Here is a 17,298-nt window from a genome sequence, read left to right as displayed (position 1 = left end):
TTGTATGAGTTGTTCATTGCAGTTAGCTTCAGGTCGTGTCGCGGGGTGTCAATCGTTATTGCTGCGCTTGCCGTACGTCTTGAATCGTTCCAGCACGTCGTCCATCTGCTCGTTGCTGAGGAGAGGCGGCGTGCCAAGCTGCAACGCGAGCAGATATTGCCTCGCGAGCACTTCCACTTCATGCGCGAGCCACACGGCGCGGGCGAGATCCGCGCCGAGCGCGACGACGCCGTGATGCGCGAGCAGACACGCGCGTCTTCCTTCCAGTGCAGCGAGCGCGTGATCCGATAGCGCCTGCGTGCCGAAGAGCGCATACGGCGCGCAGCGTATCGACTCGCCGCCCGCAGCCGCCACCATGTAGTGAACGGCCGGTATATCGCGGCCGTGAATGGCGAGCGCGGTTGCCGCCGTCGAGTGCGTGTGCACCACCGCATGCATGTCCGGGCGCGCGCGCAGCAGGTCGCGATGAATACGCCATTCCGACGAAGGCCGTTTCAAGCGAAGCACGTCATCGTCGTCGCGCACGTCGAGCGGCAGATACACGATGCTCGCGGCGTCCAGCTCGCGTGCCGGAACGCCGCTCGGCGTAATCAGCAGGCCGTCGCCCAGACGCGCGCTGACATTGCCCGACGTGCCCTGATTGATGCCGAGGCGTTCCATTTCGAGCGCCGTTTCCACGATGGCCCGGCGCAGCGTGTCCTCATCCGTCGCGCTCATGCCGCGTTGCCTTCCGCGGCAAAGAGGTTTCTGAGCGACCGCTCGAACGGCGCTTCGACGATGCCCCGTTCCGTGATGAAGCCGGTCACGAGGGCATGCGGCGTCACATCGAATGCAGGATTGCGCGCCTTGATGTTGTCCGGCGCGATACGTTGCCCGGCGAGATGCGTCACTTCGGTCGCCGAGCGCTCCTCGATCTCGATGCGCTCGCCCGTCGCGGTCGAAAAGTCCAGCGTCGAAGAAGGACACGCGACATAGAACGGTATGCCGTAGTGGCGCGCGGCGATCGCGAGCCCCAGCGTGCCGATTTTGTTCGCAAAGTCGCCGTTCGCGGCCACGCGGTCCGTCCCGACGATCACGAGATCCACGAGACCCTGCGACATGATCGAAGCCGCCGCGCCATCCATGATGAGCGTCACGTCGACGCCCGCCTGCTGCAACTCGAACGCCGTGAGACGCGCGCCTTGCAGCAGGGGCCGGGTTTCATCGGCAAAGACGTTGAATGCGACGCCCGCGCGATGCGCCGCGTAAATGGGCGCCGTCGCCGTTCCGAGACCGGTGGTCGCGAGCGCGCCTGCATTGCAGTGCGTGAGCACGCCGCTGCCCGGCCGGATGAGGGACATGCCATGCAGCCCGATGCCTTCGCATAGCGCGATGTCTTCCTCGTGGATGCGCTTTGCTTCATCGACGAGGACGTCGTAGAGCGCCGCGCCATCCTGCGCGTCGCATTCGCGCGCGCGCCGCACCATGCGCGCAAGGCTCCAGCTCAGATTGACCGCCGTGGGACGCGCGCTGTCGAGCCACGCGGCGCGCCGTTCCAGTTCCGCTCGGAACCGCGTCACGGGCAACGCGCGCGCATCCTGCATCGCGACGCATAGCCCATATGCCGCCGCGACGCCGATGGCAGGCGCGCCGCGCACGCGCAGTTCGTGAATGGCGCGCCACACGGCGGCGGCATCGGCGACATGCTCCACCACGATCTCGTGCGGCAGGCGCGTCTGGTTCAGCAGCAGCAGTTTGCCGTCACGCCACTCGATGGTGGGCGCGAGCGCAGGAAACAAGGGCTGCGAATTCATTCGTGCTCCAGTCAGCGTTGTTCGACGGCCTCGCGCTGCATGTCGCGCGCGAGCAGGGTGACATCTTCGATGCCGGTCAGAGCGGCGCGCTGCACGAGCAGCGCTTCGGCACAGCGCAGGCAGCGCACTTCGATTTGCGCGCGCACGTCGGCGTCGGGAATGCGCGTGATTTCCGCGACCTTCGCCATGCCGACGATGCGCCGGATCATCTTGCAGCCCGCGAAGCCCAGCGTGTCCGCCAGAAGCCGCCGCATGAAGTGCGCGCGGTAGGCCTCGGCCGCGCGGCTATCCGCCGATCCGCCGATGAAAGGCCGGCCGCTCCGGCTTTCGTGATCGCGCCAGAGCGCGAGGAACTTCGCGCTGAAGCCATTCCAGATGCGCGCCGTCTGATCGAGCAGCCATTCCTGATACGCGCCGGGATCGCCGCCATCGAGGCGGCCGTGATAATCGCGCGAGAAATACGCGAGCAGCAGGTTGGCGATCAGCGCGCCGATGTCGAAGCCCATCGGCCCGTAGAACGCGAACTCCGGATCGATGACATAGGTCTCGCGCTCGTTGACCATGATCGAGCCGGTGTGCAGGTCGCCGTGCAGCAGCGTTTCCGCATGATTCATGAACGCCCATTTCATGTCGGCGGCGGCGAGGCGCAATGCATCGTCGGTGCGCAGGCGGTCGAGCGCGGACTTCGGCAAGGCGGCGCTGTAGACGTTGGACGGATGGTCTTCGAACGGAAACGTGAAGACGAGGTCTTCGGTGATCTTGCACAACTCCGCGTTCACGGCGCCGCCCACGGCCTGCTTCTTGATGTCGGGCGAGAGATAGAGATCCGAGCCGAAGAAGAGCGTCTGCGCGAGATACGTCGACAGATGCTCGGCCATGAGCGGATACCGCACGCCGTCCATGAGCCCGTGCCGCAAGATGCGATGCGACGAAAGATGCTGCATGACCATCAGGAAGCGCTTGCTGTCCGCGTGAAAGACCTGCGGCACATGCTGCGGACACAACGCGCCGAAGCGTCGCAACGCCGCGACTTCATGCTCCATGCGCTGGCAGGACAGCGGCCAGTTCTTGCCGACGAGCCGCAGAAACGGCGGCGCTTGCTTGACGACGACGCTGCGCTCGCGCGCCTTCGCATTGGTCACGAAGTACACGAAGTTGAGATTGCCGTCCCCCACTTCGACGATCTCCAGATCATCGGGATCGCCCAGCCGCGCGCGCACTTCGGGGATGCCGCCGAGGTAATCGGCAAGTGCGGCTGCGGTGAATGCTTCGAACTCCATCGGTGTCTCCTCCGATGTGTTGAGCGCGCAGGTCAGCGGAACGCTTCAGCGACGTTTGCGCACCAGGTCGAACTTGAAGATGCTCGTGTTGTAGTAGTCGTTGCTATAGCAAAGCGGCTCGCCGCTTTGATCGAAATCTACTTCGTCCAGCAGCAGAAACAGACCGAAGCCATCGCCCAGTTCGGGCAAGTCGCGCGGCGTGAGAATGGTCGGCTGTATCGACGTGTGCGTGTGGGACAAACGGCGCCCGGTACGCGCGAACATGCCGAACAGCGACTCACCCAGTTCTCCGTCCGCGGCATCGAACAACGTCTTCGGAATGGTGTCGATGCAGTACGCGGCAATGGCGTCGTCCGCGCGGCGCACGCGCTCGATGCGCACGCATTCGTCGCCTGCCTCGATACCCAGCTTGTCCGCAAGACTCTCCGATGCCCCGACGATGTCCATGCGAATGCGGCTCGTCGACGGCACCGCGCCGACGCTCTTGATCATGTCGGTCACGGACATCAGATCATCCAGCCCGCCTTGCAGCTTGAGCGAAATTTGTCTGATGAACGTGCCTCTGCCTTGCACGCGTTCGAGCAGCCCATGCGAGATCATTTGCGCGACCGCTTCGCGCAGACTCGATCGCCCCACGCCCAGCAGCTCGCATAGCTCGATTTCCGTCGGAATCTGGTCGCCGGGCTTGAGCTTGCGCTCACGAATCATCGTGAGAAGCGACTCCTGAATCTTGTCGCTCATCGAACGCTCGACGCTTAGACGCATGGGACTCCCGCAGGTGGCATGAGGTCAAATATACATCAGACGTCTGATGTTCCTGTCGGGATTTTCCCTTAGCTGCACGGGTTCGTCTACTTGAGCGAGATTCCGCGCTTGCAGCATTTTCGGTCACGCAAGCCCGCCCACGCTGGCGCATGCGCTCGTCGCATTGCAATAACGCGCATCGCCGCGCGGGAAAAAATGCGGTGCAACGCACGCGGCATGAGACACCGGCGAATGCTTGCGTGTGTAGAATGAGCCGTCCTGAAGTACGGCTCCGCATGCGCCCACGAACGAGCGCCCGGAAAGAGAGCCGATCGAAAGGCAACCCCAAGGAGACGGCAATGTGGTTTGTCGGCAAGAGCGAACTGCTTTCACTTATCCAGCGCAATTGCCTCGACGAGGTAATGCCCGCGTTCAGCGATCACCGAACGCTGCGCAAGAACACCATCGTTTATCGCCCCGATGAATCGAGCGAGCACGTCTATCTGCTCAAGAGCGGCAGCGTGAGGCTATACCGGCTGACCGAGGACGGTCAGGAAATCACGCTGGCGTTCGTGAAGGCCGGCATGATTTTCGGCGACGGCGACGTGTTGAATCAGGCGAACTATTCGCATCACGCACAGACGCTCGCGCCGAGCATGGTCTGCTTCATCCGCAAGCAGGATTTCAAGGACCTGCTCGCGCGCTATGACGTCATCAACCAGTTCGTGCTGCGCAACCACTATCTGCGCTGGCAGGAAGCGCAGCAGTTGATAGAGAACCTTTCGCTGCACGACGTGCGCAAGCGGCTCACCAACATCCTCGTGATGTTCTCGGGTCAAGTGGGCATCGCTTGCGATTACGCCGACCATGGCGATGCGATCCTCATCGACTTGCCGATCGCGCAGGACAAGCTCGCGGAATTCATCGGCACGTCGCGCGAATCGGTGAACCGGCATATCAGCGATCTCAAGGCCGAAGGTCTCGTCGACATGCGCGATCGCAAGATCGTGCTGACGCCCGCGTTCGTCTCGCGCTTCATCGGCAGAACGCACGCGCTCGCGACGGCTTAGGCGATATTCGCGAGTGCCCGCTTGACGGCGGCCACGCCGCTTTGCGGGCTCGACAGCACCGGCACGGCAAGGGAGAGCGCGGGCACGAGACGCGCCATCGAAACCTGCGCCAGCACGATCACGTCGACCTGATCGGCCAGTTCGATGATCGCGCGTTTCACGATGTCGTCGTGCCGGCCCGCGTCCCCCGCGAGCAGCGCCTCGAATGCGCCTTGCGCGATGCATTCGGTCACATCGACCTGCCGTCCGTGCTCCGCCGCCTTGCTGCGAATGAGACGGACGGTGGGCTCGAGCGTGGTCGACACCGTCGCGACCACACCGACACGCGCGCCGAGCGCGCTCGCTTCTTCGGCCATTGACTCATCGACTTTGACAATGGGCGTGCGAATGAGGCCGCGAAGCAGATCCGTCGCTTCGCCGACCGATGAGCATGCATTCAGAATGATGTCCGCACCCATGCCCTGCGCGCTCGACATGTACGCGTAGAGACGCGCGGTCACTTCGGGCGTCAGGCGTCCTGCTGCGCGCACATCGGCAAGCAGGCTGTCGTCCACGATGTTGATGACGCGATCGCCCGGCAACTGCTCTGCGAATTGCGCCTTGAGCGGCTCGACGGTAACGGGTCCGGTATGCACTACGACGATCTTTGCCATGCTTCGCTCTAACGTTCGAATGAGTTGATGTCAGGCAGTGGCAAGCGCCATCACCTTCTCCTGGTTTGCTTCCTCGCGGCGCAACTCGCCGCTGATGCGCCCTTCGCGCACGGTCAGAATGCGATCGCTCACGGCGAGTACTTCGAGCAGGTCCGACGAAATCACGATCACGCCGATGCCCTGGGACGCGAGCCGCGCAATGAGCGCATGCACTTCCGCCTTCGCGCCGATATCGATGCCGCGCGTAGGCTCATCGACGATCAGCACCTTCGGTTGCCGCGCGACCCACTTCGCGATGACGATCTTCTGCTGATTGCCGCCGCTCAGGTTCACCACTTTTTGCTCGACGCCCGGCGTCTTGATGCCGAGCATGCGCACGTACTCCGCGCAACTGGACCGCTCGCGCGCCTGCTGCACGAACTGGAACGGCGAATAGCGCGAGAGATGCGTGAGGCTGAAGTTCTCGCGCACGCTCATGCCGAGTACGAGCCCTTGCGCCTTGCGGTCCTCGGTGACGAAGCCGATGCCCGCGCGAATCGCATCATGCGGATTGCGGATCGCGACCGGCTTGCCCTCCATCAGGATCGAGCCGGTCGAGGGGCGCATGCCGAAAATCATCTCCATGATCTCCGTGCGTCCGGAGCCGACGAGCCCCGCGATACCCAGCACTTCGCCGCGATGCAGCGTGAAACTGATATCGCGTATGCGTGCATCGGCGGACTTGCTTTGCCTGAGCGAAAGATCGCGCACTTCGAGCACCGGGTGCCTGCTCGCGTGCGATTGCGGCTCGCCATAAAGCTCGCTCAACTCGCGGTCGACCATCTGACGCACGAGCGTTTCACGCGTCACGCGGTCGATCGGCATGGTGCTGACCGTGCGGCCGTCGCGCAGCACGGTCACGCGATCCGCGAGTTCGAAGACCTCTTCGAGCCGATGCGAGATGTAGACCACAGCAATGCCCCGCTCCCGCAAGCGCTTCACGAGTCCCAGCAGCACGCTCGTTTCGTGATGACTGAGCGATGCGGTCGGCTCGTCCATCACGATGACCTTCGACTGCGCGGACAGCGCCTTCGCGATCTCGATCATCTGCCGCTGGCCCACGCTCAGTTCGCTTACGCGCGTCGCCGGATCGACGTCCATGTCGATCATCTGGAGCACCTCGCGCGCTTCACGATGCATGCGCGCGCGATCGATGAGGCCGAAGCGCGTGAGCGGCTCCTTCGCCAGAAAGATGTTCTCGCCGACCGTCAGATTCTCGACGACCGCCAGCTCCTGATAGATGATGTTGATGCCGAGCGCGCGCGCATGATTGCTGTTCGCGATCGTCACTTCGCGGCCTTCGACGAGGATGACGCCGCCGGGATCGGGCGCATACACGCCTGTCAGCACCTTCATGAGCGTGCTCTTGCCCGCACCGTTTTCGCCGGCGAGCGCGAGCACTTCGCCTCTGTAGATGGCCAGATCGACGTGGTCGAGCGCCTTCACGCCCGGAAACGTTCTGGAGATGCCGCGCATCTCCAGAAAGGGCTTCGTACGGTCGCCGGCGGGCGTCATTTGGTATAGCTGCCGATGTTGTCCTTCGTCACCACGGTGACGCCCGTATCGATGTCCTTCTCCTGCGTCTCCTTGCCCTGGATCTGCGCAACGAGATGCTGAACCGCGAGCGAGCCCATCGTCACCGGACGCTGCACCATGATGCCCTGAATGTAGCCCTCTCTCAGACCCTTGAGCGTATCCGGGAGGTCGTCGAAGGCGAGCACTTCGAGCTTGCCTTTCATCGCGCCGAATTCCTTCGTATTGAGCACCTTCGCGACCGCCGGGCCGCCGACCTGACTCACGCCGAAGATGCCGTTCAGGTTCGGATGCGCGCGCAGCGTCGTCTCGACAACGGACACGCCGCGCGCGAGGTCGTCGTCCGTGCCCTGCGTCTCGACGATCTTGATACCCGGGTACTTCGCGAGACCCTTCTTGATGCCGGTGATGCGCTCGTTGAGGTTCACCGCGCCGAGCTGCCCCGTCACGATCGCGACTTCGCCCTTGCCGTTCAACGCACGGCCCATCGTGTCGGCCATCGTCTCGCCTGCCTGCACGTTGTTCGTGCCGATGTACATCGAGCGGCCGCTCTTCGGCGAATCCGAATCGTAGGTCAGGACTTTCACGCCGCTTTGCGCGGCCCGCTTGATGACGCCTTCGACCGACTTGGGCTCGTTCACGGAAATGGCGATGCCATCCACGTGACGCGAGATGAGGTCTTCGATGATCTGCACTTGCGTCGAGCCCTGCGTGTTCTGCGGCACGACCCATTGATACTTGACGCCGGCCTTGTCTGCGGCGGACTGCGCGCCCTTGTTGCAGTCGTCGAAGAACGGCACCGCGACCTTGGGAATCACGGCGACCGATATGTCCTTCCCCTCCTTCGCGTGCGCTGCGCTGCCGAGCGTCGCGCAAAGCGCGAGCGTCAAGCCCGCGATAATTCTTGGCGTGGTCTTCATGCTTCGTCTCCCGTTATGGTTTCTGTCGATTCGGCTCTAATCAGGGCCCTTTGCGGCGCACGCGCCATATGTCGATGCTCACCGCAATCAGGATCACGCAGCCGGTAATGGCCTGCTGCGCATAGGTATCGATGTTGAGGAGCACCACGCCGTTGGTGATGATGCCGGCGAGCGCCGCGCCGATGATCGCGCCTTCGACGCTGCCCGCGCCGCCCGAAAGACTCGCGCCGCCGATGGCCGCCGCCGCGATCACGTCCAGTTCCGCGCCGAATCCCGACGCCGGTTCCGCCGACACGAAGCGCGAGAACGCGATGACGCCCGCCATCGACGCGATCAGTCCGGACAGCACATACACCGCGAATTTCACGCGGGCGGTGCGCACGCCGGACAAGCGCGCGGCCACTTCGTTGCCGCCCGTCGCGTAGACGTGCCGGCCGAAGCGCGTCTGACGCATGACGACGGAGAACACGCCGGTCATGGCGAGCAGGATGACGACCGGAAACGGCACGAAGCCGATATATCCCTGCCCGATGTATGTGAACGCATCCGGCACGTCGGGCGTGACCGGCACGCCCTTGGTGATGATGTACATGAGCCCGCGCCCGATCGACAAGGTGCCGAGCGTCGCGATGAAGGGCGGCAGCTGTATCCACGTGATCATCAGGCCGTTGAAGGCGCCGACGATCACGCCGACCGCGAGCCCCGACAGAACCGCGGCGAATGCCGTCATGCCGTGCTGAAAGGCGAGCGCCGTCACGAGCGACGACAGCCCCATGACCGAGCCGACCGAGAGATCGATGCCGCCCGTGATGATGACGAGCATCATGCCGATGGACATGAGCGCCACGAGCGAGAACGAGCGGAACACGCCCATCAGATTGTTCGTGGTGAGAAAGTAAGGCGAAAACGCGCTGATCAGGAGTCCGACCAGCAGCACCACGGACAGTACGTTCAGCTCGCGGATGCGCAGACAGGCACGCAGCAGAGCCACGCCGCGCGATGATTGCGGCTGCGGCTTGTTCGAACCTTTATCCGACGCTTTCTTCGACGCTTTGTTCGACGATAGTGCGCTCACCGATCGCTCCTCCGTTCAGGCTGAGGCCGATCATAGGCGCGATGGAAACGGCAAATCTGTGACGCGCGTCATAGTCGCGCATCGGGGATGACCCGTAGAAGAACTCGCGCGCCGCTATGACGCGCGTCACAGAAATGGAAGGCTAAGAACGGCTACGATGCGCGCACACACTGTCGAATTCAAAAGGAGCGCAGCATGACGAAGCGAGTGATTGTGACCGGCGGTAGCGGCCTGGCCGGCAAGTGGGTGGTGGAGGATCTGGTCGCGCACGGTTATGAAGTGCTGAACGTGGACCGCGTGCCCATGGCGAAGGGCACCGCTCGCACGCTCATTACCGACATCACCGACGCGGGACAGGTCTTCAACGCGCTCGCATCCACGACCACGCCGAAGGAGTTCGACGATGACATCGAGCCGAAGCCGATCGACGCCATCGTGCATTTCGCGGCCATTCCGCGCATTCTGGTCACGACCGACAACGAGGTCTTTCGCATCAACGTGATGGGCACCTACAACGTGCTCGATGCGGCATCGAAACTCGGCATCAAGAAGGTGATCGTCGCATCGAGCGAGACGACATACGGCGTGGTGTTCGCGCATCGGCATCGCGACCCGGTGTACTTCCCGCTGGACGAAGAGTATCCGGTGGACCCGATGGACAGCTATGCCACATCGAAGGTCATCAACGAGGTGACGGCAAAAGCGTTTCACGCCCGCACGGGCGCGGATATCTACTGCTTTCGCATCGGCAACGTGCTCGATCCCGCCGACTACCAAAAATTCCCGGCGTGGCTCGAAAACCCCGCGTTGAGAAAGCGCATCGCGTGGAGCTACATCGACGGACGCGATCTCGCGACGGCGGCGCGCCTTGCCATCGAGAAGGACGGTCTCGGATTCCAGGTGATGAACGTCGCCGCGGACGATGTCTCGTCGGATCTGCCCACCGCCGAATTGCTGAAGCGCTTCTATCCGAACGTGCCGGTCAAGAAGCAGTTGGCGGAATCCGAAACCCTGCTCAGCAACGAAAAGCTCAAGCGCCTGCTCGGCTGGCAGCAGGCTTACAAGTGGCGCGAGCAGGTGGCGAAGTAAAGCGCGGGCGGTGGAGCGCATCAGCCGACCGCGATGCGCCCTCATCGACGTAACGGTTCATGCCGGTCCCGATCGGGCTTTTCGTGAGCGATGGCCGCAGGATCGCCACGCCGCGGCCGCCGCGATGTCGCCTCGATCAGCGTGGGCCGCGCGCGCGGCGGCACCGCGCGGCGCACGTCGAAGATCTCCGCGAGATTGGCCTGCGGCGCGTGCATCGGCCGGATCGAATTCAATGACCCGCTCATGAGCGGCGTGACGCCCGGTCCGTGTCCGCTCACCGTACTATCCCCATGCACGACGACGCCGATGGTCACGAACCCGCTGCGAAAAAGCGGGCCGCGCCGGGCATCGGCATGCATGATCGCCACCATGTCGCCGAAGCGCAGGCTGCCCAGCCGGTAACGCTCGCGCGTCTGCCGGTCGGCGAGCTGAATATCGTAATCGCCACGCCATGCGGTGTTCTTGCCGAGTCCCGATCCCATCACGCGCGCCGGCACGAGATGGGTGACCGGAACATGCAGCTTGCCGTCGCGCTCGACGAGGCCCCAGCGCCGGATGAGAGCGGGCGACGCATTGAAGACATCGATATCCGGATGATCCGTGAGCCGCATGCCGGGACCGACGGAGTGAACCTGCATCCGGTCGCCGATGCGCAGACGCCGCAGCACCTCGCTCGGAAAGTCGACGAGCACGTGATTCACGCCGCCGTGCTTGCCCGTGACGAGACCGATGCGTCCCTCGCATGGGCCGCTGATCACATGCACCGCATTGCCCACGCAGGCATACGTGAGCAGCGCGTTGTTCGGTCCGTCGCGCGGACCGACGATTTCGCGTCCGTTGTGATGCAGCGCGACGCCCGGTTCGGTGTGATCGCTGGCAAGCCCGACGCATGCATCGCCGATACGTTTGTTCAGCGCGATGCCGCCCGTGCCGTGCAGCACGCGCGGCACGCCGTCGTAACCAATGCGATACGCCGACGCGCGCCCGACCGGATGCGCGATCTGTCCGGTCACGGCCGCGGCGACCAGTTCGTCGGTGTTGATTCGCGGTGTGCCGGCACGCGTTGTCGCCAGTTCGCTCGGCATGATTCACGCTCCCTTCTACGGCCGGACGGATGCGCCGCGCGGACTGCCGCGAGCCGCCGCCGAGTCAGACCGGATACCACCACGCCCGCGCTTCGGACCACGCGTCGGACGAGCGGGCATCGTCCGAACGGTTCTCATCCGCGGATGAGGCGTTCCACCTTTCAGCCGTCACATGCACGACGGCGAGCCGCGGCAGGCGCTGACACAGGCCCGTGAGACCCGCCTGCGCCAGCGCCTCGCGCAAGAGCGCGCGTTCCGCCGCGAAGAGCGAGTCGGGCGAGGCGCTGTCGGCTTGCTCCACGAGAATGTCCAGCTCGCGCAGCCTGGACACCAGCGTGGGCTCGCCCTCGTCGCCGTTCAGCGCGCCTCGCGCGGTCAGGATCATCGCGGCATCGAGCGCCGCCGACAGCGGCAGCGTGTCGATGCTCGCCGTGCCCGGGTCCCAGTGCGCGGGCCAGTCCATGCGGCGCTTGCCGCGACCGCGCTCGGCGCGGGCGGCGAGACTGTCGGCGAGCGCTTCGTAGTGTTCGATGAGACAGGCATCCGCGTGATCGAGCAACTGCGATTCGGCGAGGCGGTCGCCGATCCAGCGAAACGGCCAGGACGCGGCATCCGTCTGCTCGCGCATCTCGATCCACGCGCCGAGCACGTCGCTGCGCGGCGCCACGGCCGCGTCCGCGTCCTCGTTCGGCAGGACGGCCCGGAGCCAGTCGCTCGAATCGATCAGCTGCCAGAACGTGCGGGTGAGCCACGGCTCGACGACGTGCGTCAGACGCAGCGCCAGCTTGATGCCGCCTGGCGTCGCGAGGATCAGCGCCGGATCGAGCACACACGAGAGCTTCCTCGTGTGGACGTGGACCAGCATGTCGGATGCGTGCATGGCTTTCCTGCCTCACGTCTTACACGGCCGATGGCTCATGGTTCACCGCTCGGCCACTCTCGCTCAAACGGCCACCGGCTGCGGCACGCCGAGCACGCCTCGCAGCGCCGGCGTCACGCCGGGGAAGCCGCGTCCTTCCGGCGTCATGCGATACGCGGCGACCCATGCTTCCGCGTGCGCGCCCATCGGCCGGACGACGCTCTGGAACAGTATTGGATCGACGGCGGTCTTGAAGTCGTTGTCCGCGATGAACTGAAGGATGCGCCGCCCGCTTTCCGCCATCTTCGCGCGCTGCGACGGCTCCGCGACGCCGCCGAGGTAGCGGTTCGACACGATCTCGACCACGTCCCACTTCGTGTTCGCATCGAAGGACTTCTTGATGTCGGGCGCATCGAGGAGCTTCAGCACCTGAATCAGGTAGTGGCCGGTCTCCATCGTCAGCGCGAAGATGTTGCCGTACGTCGAGCGGTCGAGCGCATAGCGCAAATCCAAACCGATGCGCTGCACCGTCGCGACGCTGCCGAAGGGCCGCTGTTCGAGCATGGGGCCGCCGCGGATCACTTCGCCGATCATCAGGTCGCGGAAGTACTGGCTCACGGCGACCATGAATCCCAGCAACTGGCGGTGGAAGTTTCGGTTGACGATCGCGCCTGCTGGCGCCGGGGCGGTGCCGTAATTGAACGCCCGCCGGTACGCGACCATGCGGTCCTGCCGCGTATAACGCAGCGGACGCCACTTTTCGAGCAGATACAAGCCGCGCGCGCCGGGTCCGCGCTGAATGCGCATTTTGCCGAGGCGGAAGAGCTTGAGCAGTGTCTCGGCGACTTCGAAGATCTTCATGCGCTCGTGCTGATAGATGTAGTACAGCTCGGCCGCCGCGTGCAACTGGCTCGGCACGATGGAATCGTCGAAGTCCGGCTTGATGTACGCGTAGCCGACCTTGTCGAAACCGACGACGCCTTGCTGCCCGAGGCCGATCAGATCGAAAAACGCCGACTCGCCGCTGTCGCCATTGGGCTTGCCGAGCAGTTCGGCGAAGCGCTGCTCGAACTGCGACGCCGCGGCGTCGCGCTGTTCGGGCGGCAGGCTCGCGAGCTGTTCCTGAAGGAACGACTCCCAGAGCCGCTGAATGGTTTCCGTGGTATTGAAGTTCATGGTCCCGCTCCTCGGGCACGTCGATCAGGCCAGCTCGACGATCACAGTTTGCTCGACCCGCGCTAATGCGATCAGACGCTCGTTGATTTCCTTCTCGTATTCTTCCGGCGGGATAGGGAGATACAGATTGCCGATTTCATCCACTATCCCTGAAGGAATGTCGTTGCGCCCGCCGATCTCATTGCCGAACGATTTCCCAAGCTCATTGAGTCTTGCGGCCAGACTCTTCGAGGGCTTTTCGTCCATTGCCGCGAGCAATACCTCCTTCAAGCGCGACAGATGCCGCAGCACCTGGATGGCGAGAGAAGAGAGATGCCTCGGCCAGTCCGCCTGCCGGTTCATCATGCCGGCGAGCAGGCGCACCCGCTCCCCCGCTTCGCAGACGCACTGGCGCAGCTCGGCCGTTTGCGTTGCGATGGCGTCGAGACTCGGCTGACCGGTAATCGCCTTCGCAACGCAGTCGATATTCCGGTTGGTCGTGTCGAGCAGCGTCTTCAGGTCGTTCAGCAGCGTGCCCACCGGCGCGGCGAGCGCCACGTTCACATTCGGATTCAGATTCGCGAGCGCCACGCGGATGTTGTCGCCTGCATCGTTGACGGCCCGCGTCAGCGCGTCGAAGTTGTCGTCCTGCTCGATGCGCGCCATGCAGAGCGTCTGCGCGATGGTCGGGCTCGGCGCGGCGGCCGGAGGAAGCCTTCCCCATCCGCCATATTTGTCTATCGTCATGATGTCCTCCCGCAAAAGCGGCCGGCGACGCGTGAATGCCTACAGGCGATCGAAGAGCGTCTGTTCGAAGTGCGGCGGAATTCTCGGATCGAGCGGCGTGCACGAAGCGGGCACGCCGCCGCCCGTCGCCTCGCGGAACAGGTCGAGCGCACGGTCGATGAAGAGCGGCAAGATGCCTTCCGGGCCGGTCGTCGAACTGTCGAAAATCTCCTCGACGGACACGCAGCCGATCGTCATCTGCTCGACGAGCGGACGCCATTGCAGATCGCTGTCCCGCTGCAGGCAGAGTTCCTCGTGCATCACGTCGACGAAGCGCAGCGCGGACGGCGCGCCGCCCATGAAGCTCAGATTGTTCTGCACGATGTTCTGGAAGCTCGCCACGGTCGTCGTGACCGACCAGTAGTTCGCGTCGAGCGGGCGCAAGAGGCGGCGGATCGCGTCGAGTTCGTTGATGACCGCGTCGGGAATCACGCCCGCCACGCCGGCCACCACGGTTCCGGTGCTGCAGAACGCGCGCGGCCGCTGAAGGTTGCCGCGGAACGGCCACATTGGGCCGAAGAACGGCTCTCTTGCCTGCGCGCTCGCGTTGATCGGGTTCGACGCGACGATCACGTCGATCAGGAAGCTGTAGGCGGCGGCGCGCGCTTCCGGCAGACCGAGATCGGCGTCGCCTACGCAGTAGAAGTCGATCGAGCGGTCGATGTCGTAAAGCAGCTTGTCGAGCACGATCTGGGCGAGCACCGTGTCGTGATCGCACGCGCAGTCGGTCAGGCAATCCAGTTGACGGGCGAGCGTGCCACGATGATTGACGACATTCATCAGCCGGTTTTCCGCCGGCGTGATCGGCGACGGTCCGTACAGGCCGTAGTTGAGCACCGAGGGCCGCGCGACGCGCAGCAGCCGGAAACCGCCAGCCGGCATGAATCCGTCGATGAACAATTGCAGCGCCTCCAGCAGCGTCGCCAGTTCCGGCGACACGTTCGGAATCTGCCCGAGCGTCGATTGCACGAAGCGGTTGAGCCGCGCGAGCGGTCCCCACGCGGTGGCTCCGATCGCCCGCAATCCGCTCGACCCGCCGCCGCTCGCGAGCTGCACGACTTCGTCCATGGTGCGCGCGAGCTCGCCTTCGCCGAGCAGCGAGCGCAGATCGCCCTGTCCGCGCGCTTCGAGCATCGCGGCGAGCTGCCGGTACGATTGCAGTCCGCGCGGCCACGTGCTTCCCTGTCCGACCATCGCCGCGACGCCGTCGACCTGGCGTAACGCATTCAGCACGGCATCGCGACGCGCCTGAAGTTCGGTGAAGGGCGCCTGCAGCAGGAAATGACCGCCCGCGAACCCGAGGTTCGCCAGTGCTTCGCCCATCAGCACGAGGATGACGGCCGATACTTCGTCGAGACTCTGGCCGAGATCGCGAAAGCTGCGGTTCAGGTCCGGCGTCAGCACGCCGATCATGCGCGCGAGCCGCGCGTAGTCGCCGAGCTGGCGTCGCATCGCGAAAGCCTTGTCGCGCTGGCGCGTGTCCATCGACATGCGCGCGGCCGCCACGCCCTCGTCGATGGAGCGCACGATCACCTGCTGCCAGCCTTCCAGTTCCGGCCGGATGTCCTTGCTCTGGTTGTCGTCGAGCAGACGCGCCATATCGGTTTCGACGTCGTGGCGGGCCTGGTTCAGATCGATGTTGGTCGCGGCGAGCGGCGGCGGCGCCGAAGGCCGGACCACCGCAGTGCGCAGAAACGGCATGCCCTGCGCCTCGCCTTCGATCGCCTGCGCGCGAACGTCGGATTGATAGCGGTCTGCCAGCGCCTGCGCGATCGCCTGAGGATCGCGCGGATCGCCCACCTTCAGTTCGCGCCGGATGAGATTGTCGATGGCGAGGGTCTGACGATCCGGCATCGGCGAAAGGGCGTTCGGGGTTTCGTTCATGGCGGCTACCTACCTTTGACAAGTCCTGGCGTCGGAGAATTCGTTGCTGGTCACGCTGCCGTCTTGTAGTGCGAAGGCTCCGTGGCCTTCTCGCGCAGGTGATCCGTCAGTTGTCCGATGACGTTCTCGGCCAGCCGGCGCGGCGCAATACGGCCGGCTTCGAGCGCATAGTGCGCCGCGCTCACGAGATGACGCGGCGGCAACTCGGCCGGACGTTCCTCAGCGAGACAGCGCGCGCCCGCCCGGATCGCGTCCTCGTCCTCGCGGCGAAACGGAATGATGTCGGCAAGTGCGCGCTGGGCGAGATTGCGGCGCGTCTGAAACGCAATTTCATCGACGACGTCGGGGATCACGCGCGGCGCGCTGCTCATGAGCGCTGCCGGTATGCGGTGCCCCTGCGACGGCTTGTACAGCGCCTGCCAGACGCGCAAGAGACGCGTCCCGTCTTTTCCGAAGCCCATGCGCCGCAGCATCTCCGCCAGCAGGTAGACGCGCAGATAGGCCGTCGGATGCGCGCTGCCCGGCCGGTACGTCATGCTGCGCGGCCCCGGATTCGCGAGAAAGTCCGCCATGCCCCACGCGGCGGCCGGGCCGCCCAGCAGCAGCGCGGCGAGATCCGCGAAGATTTCCTTGTGCCAGCGTCCGTAGACGGTCGCGACGAGCGGATCGCGCGACGAACCGAGAATGCGCCGCAGCACGGCCTGACGGTTCTCTTGCCAGATGCCGAGATCGGCCTGCAGATTGTGCGCCACTTCATGCAGAAAAACGGACTGCCACGGCTGGTCGCGATCCCAGGGAATCCGAATCAGCGGAAACGGGTTCGGCTCGCCCAGAAGGCGCGACAACTGCACGCCGCGCCGCATCGTCGCGGGCGAATAGCCGTGCTCCAGATAGCACACCGGCTTGAGCAGCGGACCGTCGAAGATGCGCGGCGCGGCCTGGCGGATGGCCCGGTAGCAATCCTGCGCAATGACATCGTGCGCCGCGAGCGCCGGCCCGAAGCTCGTGCCGCGTTGCGCGAAGACTTCGTAGAACATGCCGAAGAGACGGCGCGCGCGATCGAGCTCACGTTCGACGAGTGCGATGTCGATCAGCACGCGCTGCGGCGGGCGTTGCCGCCAGCCCTTACGCAATTCGGCGGAACGCGCGCGGATGCTCTGCTCGACGCTCGCGAGCCGTGAATTCGCCGCGCGAATATGATCCGCCGACGGCGCATAAGGCATGTCCTGCGGCCGCAACCCGACGAATGCATTGTCGATGCGCGCGAGCCGCGACAACCGCGCCGTCAGGCCGGTGATTTTCGCTTGGAGAAAACGCTCCACATTGCTCATGG

Annotated in this window: 16 protein-coding genes; 2 read left to right on the top strand and 14 right to left on the bottom strand. The window is 64.5% G+C overall.

Annotation, left to right across the window (positions count from 1 at the left end; translation table 11 throughout):
- Positions 1-48 precede the first annotated feature (48 nt).
- The 4 genes from LDZ26_RS22630 to LDZ26_RS22615 are packed head-to-tail and all read right to left on the bottom strand — an operon-like array spanning position 49 to position 3,814.
- Positions 49-717 carry a class II aldolase/adducin family protein gene (locus tag LDZ26_RS22630; RefSeq protein WP_244851540.1) on the bottom strand — a complete coding sequence of 223 codons (669 nt, stop codon included), beginning with the start codon at positions 715-717 and terminating at the stop codon, positions 49-51.
- Positions 714-1,793, bottom strand: coding sequence for an S-methyl-5-thioribose-1-phosphate isomerase (mtnA, locus tag LDZ26_RS22625; protein WP_244851539.1), 1,080 nt, complete (start codon positions 1,791-1,793; stop codon positions 714-716). Before mtnA ends, LDZ26_RS22630 begins: the two co-directional genes overlap by 4 nt.
- Positions 1,794-1,804: 11 nt before the next feature.
- The gene (mtnK, locus tag LDZ26_RS22620; RefSeq protein ID WP_244851538.1) at positions 1,805-3,073 is read right to left on the bottom strand and encodes an S-methyl-5-thioribose kinase; all 1,269 of its coding nucleotides are present in this window, start codon (positions 3,071-3,073) and stop codon (positions 1,805-1,807) included.
- A 45-nt stretch (positions 3,074-3,118) separates the two neighbouring features.
- On the bottom strand, positions 3,119-3,814 hold the full coding sequence (locus tag LDZ26_RS22615; RefSeq protein WP_244851537.1) for a GntR family transcriptional regulator: 696 nt from the start codon (positions 3,812-3,814) through the stop codon (positions 3,119-3,121).
- A gap of 362 nt (positions 3,815-4,176) precedes the next feature.
- On the opposite strand from LDZ26_RS22615, the gene LDZ26_RS22610 reads away from it, so the two are divergent.
- Positions 4,177-4,887, top strand: coding sequence for a Crp/Fnr family transcriptional regulator (locus tag LDZ26_RS22610; protein WP_244851536.1), 711 nt, complete (start codon positions 4,177-4,179; stop codon positions 4,885-4,887).
- Here LDZ26_RS22610 and LDZ26_RS22605 read toward each other — a convergent pair.
- The 4 genes from LDZ26_RS22605 to LDZ26_RS22590 are packed head-to-tail and all read right to left on the bottom strand — an operon-like array spanning position 4,884 to position 9,023.
- On the bottom strand, positions 4,884-5,540 hold the full coding sequence (locus tag LDZ26_RS22605) for an aspartate/glutamate racemase family protein (RefSeq protein WP_244851535.1): 657 nt from the start codon (positions 5,538-5,540) through the stop codon (positions 4,884-4,886). The genes LDZ26_RS22610 and LDZ26_RS22605 overlap by 4 nt on opposite strands.
- A gap of 30 nt (positions 5,541-5,570) precedes the next feature.
- Entirely contained in the window at positions 5,571-7,094 is a 1,524-nt protein-coding gene (locus LDZ26_RS22600) for a sugar ABC transporter ATP-binding protein (RefSeq protein ID WP_244851534.1), read from the bottom strand.
- The gene (locus tag LDZ26_RS22595; protein WP_244851533.1) at positions 7,091-8,032 is read right to left on the bottom strand and encodes a sugar-binding protein; all 942 of its coding nucleotides are present in this window, start codon (positions 8,030-8,032) and stop codon (positions 7,091-7,093) included. Before LDZ26_RS22595 ends, LDZ26_RS22600 begins: the two co-directional genes overlap by 4 nt.
- Before the next feature lie 40 nt (positions 8,033-8,072).
- Positions 8,073-9,023: an ABC transporter permease gene (locus tag LDZ26_RS22590; protein ID WP_244851798.1), complete on the bottom strand. Its 951-nt coding sequence runs from the start codon at positions 9,021-9,023 to the stop codon at positions 8,073-8,075.
- A 279-nt stretch (positions 9,024-9,302) separates the two neighbouring features.
- Between LDZ26_RS22590 and LDZ26_RS22585 the strand changes: the two genes are divergently transcribed.
- Positions 9,303-10,196, top strand: a complete 894-nt coding sequence (locus LDZ26_RS22585; RefSeq protein ID WP_244851532.1) for an NAD(P)-dependent oxidoreductase — start codon at positions 9,303-9,305, stop codon at positions 10,194-10,196.
- Between the two features lie 41 nt (positions 10,197-10,237).
- Here LDZ26_RS22585 and LDZ26_RS22580 read toward each other — a convergent pair whose 3' ends face one another.
- The 6 genes from LDZ26_RS22580 to LDZ26_RS22555 form a co-directional block, all read right to left on the bottom strand.
- Complete coding sequence (locus LDZ26_RS22580; protein WP_244851531.1) at positions 10,238-11,281, bottom strand: DUF4438 domain-containing protein; 1,044 nt, start codon at positions 11,279-11,281, stop codon at positions 10,238-10,240.
- A 64-nt stretch (positions 11,282-11,345) separates the two neighbouring features.
- Entirely contained in the window at positions 11,346-12,161 is an 816-nt protein-coding gene (locus tag LDZ26_RS22575; RefSeq protein ID WP_244851530.1) for a hypothetical protein, read from the bottom strand.
- A 63-nt stretch (positions 12,162-12,224) separates the two neighbouring features.
- Positions 12,225-13,316: a hypothetical protein gene (locus LDZ26_RS22570; RefSeq protein WP_244851529.1), complete on the bottom strand. Its 1,092-nt coding sequence runs from the start codon at positions 13,314-13,316 to the stop codon at positions 12,225-12,227.
- 24 nt (positions 13,317-13,340) lie between these two features.
- Entirely contained in the window at positions 13,341-14,042 is a 702-nt protein-coding gene (locus tag LDZ26_RS22565; protein WP_244851528.1) for a hypothetical protein, read from the bottom strand.
- A gap of 39 nt (positions 14,043-14,081) precedes the next feature.
- Positions 14,082-15,965, bottom strand: coding sequence for a hypothetical protein (locus tag LDZ26_RS22560; RefSeq protein WP_244851527.1), 1,884 nt, complete (start codon positions 15,963-15,965; stop codon positions 14,082-14,084).
- Between the two features lie 50 nt (positions 15,966-16,015).
- Entirely contained in the window at positions 16,016-17,296 is a 1,281-nt protein-coding gene (locus LDZ26_RS22555) for a hypothetical protein (RefSeq protein ID WP_244851526.1), read from the bottom strand.
- Positions 17,297-17,298: the final 2 nt, after the last annotated feature.

The sequence above is a fragment of the Caballeronia sp. SL2Y3 genome (genome assembly GCF_022879575.1).
Classification (GTDB): Bacteria; Pseudomonadota; Gammaproteobacteria; order Burkholderiales; family Burkholderiaceae; genus Caballeronia.
This window is presented reverse-complemented; position numbering and strand designations above follow the sequence as displayed.

What these genes read in the sequence shown, in the direction of transcription:
- LDZ26_RS22630 (WP_244851540.1), bottom strand. Translation starts at nt 717, where the DNA reads ATGAGCGCGACGGATGAGGACACGCTGCGCCGGGCCATCGTGGAAACG.
- mtnA (WP_244851539.1), bottom strand. Translation starts at nt 1,793, where the DNA reads ATGAATTCGCAGCCCTTGTTTCCTGCGCTCGCGCCCACCATCGAGTGG.
- mtnK (WP_244851538.1), bottom strand. Translation starts at nt 3,073, where the DNA reads ATGGAGTTCGAAGCATTCACCGCAGCCGCACTTGCCGATTACCTCGGC.
- LDZ26_RS22615 (WP_244851537.1), bottom strand. Translation starts at nt 3,814, where the DNA reads ATGAGCGACAAGATTCAGGAGTCGCTTCTCACGATGATTCGTGAGCGC.
- LDZ26_RS22610 (WP_244851536.1), top strand. Translation starts at nt 4,177, where the DNA reads ATGTGGTTTGTCGGCAAGAGCGAACTGCTTTCACTTATCCAGCGCAAT.
- LDZ26_RS22605 (WP_244851535.1), bottom strand. Translation starts at nt 5,540, where the DNA reads ATGGCAAAGATCGTCGTAGTGCATACCGGACCCGTTACCGTCGAGCCG.
- LDZ26_RS22600 (WP_244851534.1), bottom strand. Translation starts at nt 7,094, where the DNA reads ATGACGCCCGCCGGCGACCGTACGAAGCCCTTTCTGGAGATGCGCGGC.
- LDZ26_RS22595 (WP_244851533.1), bottom strand. Translation starts at nt 8,032, where the DNA reads ATGAAGACCACGCCAAGAATTATCGCGGGCTTGACGCTCGCGCTTTGC.
- LDZ26_RS22585 (WP_244851532.1), top strand. Translation starts at nt 9,303, where the DNA reads ATGACGAAGCGAGTGATTGTGACCGGCGGTAGCGGCCTGGCCGGCAAG.
- LDZ26_RS22580 (WP_244851531.1), bottom strand. Translation starts at nt 11,281, where the DNA reads ATGCCGAGCGAACTGGCGACAACGCGTGCCGGCACACCGCGAATCAAC.
- LDZ26_RS22575 (WP_244851530.1), bottom strand. Translation starts at nt 12,161, where the DNA reads ATGCACGCATCCGACATGCTGGTCCACGTCCACACGAGGAAGCTCTCG.
- LDZ26_RS22570 (WP_244851529.1), bottom strand. Translation starts at nt 13,316, where the DNA reads ATGAACTTCAATACCACGGAAACCATTCAGCGGCTCTGGGAGTCGTTC.
- LDZ26_RS22565 (WP_244851528.1), bottom strand. Translation starts at nt 14,042, where the DNA reads ATGACGATAGACAAATATGGCGGATGGGGAAGGCTTCCTCCGGCCGCC.
- LDZ26_RS22560 (WP_244851527.1), bottom strand. Translation starts at nt 15,965, where the DNA reads ATGAACGAAACCCCGAACGCCCTTTCGCCGATGCCGGATCGTCAGACC.
- LDZ26_RS22555 (WP_244851526.1), bottom strand. Translation starts at nt 17,296, where the DNA reads ATGAGCAATGTGGAGCGTTTTCTCCAAGCGAAAATCACCGGCCTGACG.